Source organism: Staphylococcus rostri (assembly GCF_002902145.1).
GTDB classification, from domain to species: Bacteria; Bacillota; Bacilli; order Staphylococcales; family Staphylococcaceae; genus Staphylococcus; species Staphylococcus rostri.
Genome location: NZ_PPRF01000055.1, coordinates 1 through 3,960, shown reverse-complemented (window position 1 = coordinate 3,960; position 3,960 = coordinate 1). Strand labels below are relative to the sequence as shown.

General features: G+C 34.3%; 5 protein-coding genes and 1 pseudogene. 3 read left to right on the top strand and 3 right to left on the bottom strand.

Annotated elements, in window-relative coordinates:
- The 3 genes and pseudogenes from CD122_RS12150 to CD122_RS08425 all read left to right on the top strand — a co-directional run.
- Positions 1-195, top strand: a pseudogene (locus CD122_RS12150) (hypothetical protein); the annotation flags it as partial.
- Positions 177-338 (top strand): type 1 glutamine amidotransferase family protein, encoded by a 162-nt coding sequence (locus CD122_RS08430; protein ID WP_206167756.1) that lies wholly within the window; start codon positions 177-179, stop codon positions 336-338. The pseudogene CD122_RS12150 and the gene CD122_RS08430, both read left to right, overlap by 19 nt.
- A gap of 167 nt (positions 339-505) precedes the next feature.
- Positions 506-1,021, top strand: a complete 516-nt coding sequence (locus CD122_RS08425) for a YceI family protein (protein WP_103358545.1) — start codon at positions 506-508, stop codon at positions 1,019-1,021.
- Positions 1,022-1,160: 139 nt separating this feature from the next.
- Here the strand turns inward: CD122_RS08425 and CD122_RS12600 are convergent, their stop codons facing one another.
- From CD122_RS12600 to CD122_RS08410, 3 genes are all read right to left on the bottom strand, one after another.
- Positions 1,161-1,220, bottom strand: coding sequence for an epsilon family phenol-soluble modulin (locus tag CD122_RS12600; protein WP_368045590.1), 60 nt, complete (start codon positions 1,218-1,220; stop codon positions 1,161-1,163).
- Between the two features lie 36 nt (positions 1,221-1,256).
- Positions 1,257-1,394, bottom strand: a complete 138-nt coding sequence (locus tag CD122_RS08415; protein WP_103358544.1) for a beta-class phenol-soluble modulin — start codon at positions 1,392-1,394, stop codon at positions 1,257-1,259.
- Positions 1,395-1,630: 236 nt separating this feature from the next.
- On the bottom strand, positions 1,631-3,670 hold the full coding sequence (locus tag CD122_RS08410) for a helix-turn-helix transcriptional regulator (RefSeq protein ID WP_103358543.1): 2,040 nt from the start codon (positions 3,668-3,670) through the stop codon (positions 1,631-1,633).
- Between the last annotated feature and the right edge of the window lie 290 nt (positions 3,671-3,960).

Sequence of the window (3,960 nt, the reverse complement as noted above, 5' to 3'; positions counted from 1 at the left end):
TTTAAAAATAAGGGGGTTATAGAATGGAAAATATTAGATAACAAAAATATTACTTTACCATTAGAACATTATGAATTAATTGAATATCCATTTTTAACAGAAACATTACGTGAATATTGGAATGACAAGGAAAAAGCTCCTGATATGGAATTGCAAAAAGCAAGTATTATCAATTTATGTTGGAACAAGAATTAAAAGCACGTGGGGCACAATATCGTAAAGCGAAAGTGCCGTTTATCCCTTATGTGCAAGTAGATGATCGATTGGTGACAGGTCAAAACCCACAATCACCTAAACGTGTGGCTGAAACAGTGGGGCAGCTACTAGAACGCAAATAGTACTTTAACGTCATATATGATAAGTTAAAAAACTTATTGTATGTGACGTTTTTTAACGAAATAAAAAAATAATTGTATTTTTCAAATTAAATCATTGCTATTTGAAATTATATCTGATAAACTGACTCTAATATAAAAAATATACTTAAAAATTTGGAGGATTTATCATGACACAATTTACTTTTGACCAAGCACATAGCGATTTAGATTTTCAAATTAAACACTTAATGGTATCACGTACAAAAGGAAGCTTTGATAACTTTGCGGTAAACGTTGAAGGAGATATTAATGACTTAAGCACACTTCAAGCAACTGTAACAATTGACCCAGCTTCAATCAACACAGGCAATGAAGACCGTGACAATCACTTAAGATCAGGCGACTTCTTCGCAACTGAAGAGTTCAACGCAATTACATTCGTAACGAAAAAAGTGAATGAAGATAGCGTAACTGGTGACTTAACAATCAAAGGTGTAACACGTGAAGAAACTTTCGATGTTGAGTTCAACGGCGTAAGCAAGAACCCATTAGATGGTTCACAAGTAACAGGCTTTATTGTAACAGGTAAAGTGAACCGTGAAGACTATGACATTACATTCAACCAAGCATTAGAAACTGGTGGCGTAATGTTAGGTAAAGACGTAAAATTCGAAGCATCAGTAGAGTTCGTTGTAGCTGACTAATCACGATTAAAGTAAGGCAATCTCATCATATATGGGGTTGCTTTTTTCGTTGTTGAGACGTGCGGGAGTCTACGGGAGCTATGACGGTAGTCTAACCACAAAAAAGACGGGCAGTATTCCACCCGTCTTTGAAAAATGATTATTTGAATAAACCTTTGAAGAATTCTACTACTTTTTTGATTAATTCAACGATAAACATAGTGAACACCTCCATCTTTGTAATGAGTTATATTGCTTAACCTAGGCCTAGGATTTTTGTAAGTAAGCCAACACCATGTTCAACTGTACCTACGATTGATGTACCTAAGTCTGTCCAGTCGTGATTGATTGCTGAAGTGACAATGCCGTTGATTGATTCGAATAATTCTTTCATTGTTTTCACCATCCTTTGATTTGTTAACTACATGTTATCATCGACACATTGCTTTGTGTCGAAAGTTCCCTACTTTGTGTATTTCGGTGCATAGCTGTGTTTTGAGGAATGCTATTCAGACACTTAGGCAATAAAAGTTGTGCGCAACTGTTATGTTCAAAAAGTAAAATAGTATACAAAGAAAATAACGAAGCACTAACACCATATTTCAAATGATGCTAGTGCTCGATATTTATTTAATGATAGATGGTAATTAATACAATTGATTTTGGCGGTACTTTAGCAATAAACGACATATCATTAAAGTTATGTTTATCAATTTTAAGTAATGGATTGTTGTGCTGACTCAACTTGTATTTCAAATGGTCAGGGAAGTTCTGAGCATCATTGATTTCCGGATTGACGATACCATAAATCGTGCCGTAGTAATTGTTGAGTAACTCTTTAGATATCAACACTTCCGACTTATTTAACGGCTCAGAAAACTGTATAGAGAATGACTTCGTGTATTCATCAATACGTTGTGTGAATGTCGCGTCTGTGTTGTAGAGTAAAACATTATAGCTATGCAAGTTCTTAGTAATTAAATAGCCGTCGCCATATTCACATGGAAATCTTGAAAAATTCATTAACATTGTGCCTAAGAAATAGAAAAGTGTTTTATTTTCGACCGCATTAAAAATCGTAACAGGATGCTGTTTCTTACCGTTACTTGTAAAGCCAATACTTGCCCCTGCAATGTACTGTCTAGACTTGAGTGACTCGTGTAAGAAGCGTGCAATATTATTCGTTAACGCTGGTTGGTACACAATATCATAGTCTAAAAAGATAATATTGTTTCGAGCACCAATTTGTTCGAAATAGTGAAGTATATCTTTCTGTAAAGCTCTTAAATCCTCGACTTCACGTGAAACAGGTAACGTTATTTTGTTGAAATCAATCGTATAGTATTCAGGATTTAGTGTGCGAATTTCTGGATCGATTGGCATTTTTTGATTATAGAGGTGCGAGATATCGATCGAAATTCGAATATTTGCACCGTATGCGCTGCGTTTAATACGATGCAACTCATCAAGTGTAATGGTATCTAAATCAACGAGTAACAATAAGTTAGCGCTCTGAACGACAGAAGACGCGAAATGCTCGCTTTCTAGAAAATGTAAAGCTTCAATAATCTTCACGACATATTGATAATATTCGATACTATTAATTTTTAATGCTACTGAGATATTAGAACGTAACAACTTTCGAAATTCTGACATATTGTCTTGAATATACATATCATCAAAAATCTCTTCAGCTTCACTAATATAGATATAAGATGAAAGTTTGTAGTTTGAAAAATTTTTGTAGTCAAACACGGGTTCATTCAGAATCGCATCAATATTATCGTAGCTACCAATATCAATTAAGTTGAAGTAGTGAAAAGACGGTTCTTGAATTTTTTGATCATCTATCACAATGTCTACTTGTTGTTTTTTCTCTGCAGTATCTAAGGTGAGCGTTGAGAGTACCTCGTAATCATTAGAAATATTGGCAATGCGCAGTTGCTTGCTTTTAATTGGGAAGCTTTTATATTTTTTCGGTGTCACGCCCATATATTTTTTAAAATGCATAATGTAGTTGGTCGCATTCGAATAACCCCAGTCTCTAGCGATGGTTTCTATCTTTTTGTCTGATGTAACGTCTGTCATCGAACGTGCAATTCTCAAAGATGTAATATATTGATGGAAGGTAACATGCATATGGGTTTTGAATAAAGATAGAATGGTTGAAGACGACATGTAAAAAATATGCGAGAGTTCTTCGAGTGTGATACGTTTGTACACATGCTTTGAGACATATTGGATGATGTGGTTCAAGATGGCGTTAGATGAAAGCGATGCTGGCTTAGTTTCTAGGGTGATATGTGTCAGAAGTTGTTTTAAAAGTGTCTGCGCGGCATGTGACTGTTGTTCGTTCATTTGGTAATACTGAAGCAGTTGTGCTAATTCGTGTTTGATGTGTTCGTGTTGTCGGAGTACATATGTATGGTCGTAGATGTTGATACCTAATTGTTTAAAAATGGTGCCAGGTATATAGAACAGTAAAGCAGGGCCGGATTGTATCTCAAATAATTCAGTGTGATTGATCAGATAAATATCTTGTTCTTGTAAGATATTACCTTCAATTTTTACCTGAATATGGCCGTCTAATGCGGCGATGAGTATTGCGCCGTCAAAACAACGTGAGGGGACTTCCATTGGTTCAGATAAATAATAGATATTTGGAAACAATGGTATACTTCCTTTCTTAAATTTTTTATATTAATAAGAATAATTTATGTTTAAAACAACACTTTGTCAAATTGTTTGTAAAATGTAATTAAATTTATTAAGAACTAAATGGTGGAAAATTTTTCTGGTAAAAACCGCTATATGACTGACTTTAGAGCGGAAGTTAAAAAATAAAAGTGCAATAAAATGACGTGGCTGGCCGATAATAGGCTAGTTATTTTTGTATAAACAAACATTTTTAGTAATAATCAATATTTCTATGTTCGCGTGTATATTTTCTTTTTTGATAC

Coding starts and splice junctions, on each gene's coding strand:
- CD122_RS08425 (WP_103358545.1), top strand. CDS start 506: ATGACACAATTTACTTTTGACCAAGCACATAGCGATTTAGATTTTCAA.
- CD122_RS08415 (WP_103358544.1), bottom strand. CDS start 1,394: ATGAAAGAATTATTCGAATCAATCAACGGCATTGTCACTTCAGCAATC.
- CD122_RS08430 (WP_206167756.1), top strand. CDS start 177: ATGTTGGAACAAGAATTAAAAGCACGTGGGGCACAATATCGTAAAGCG.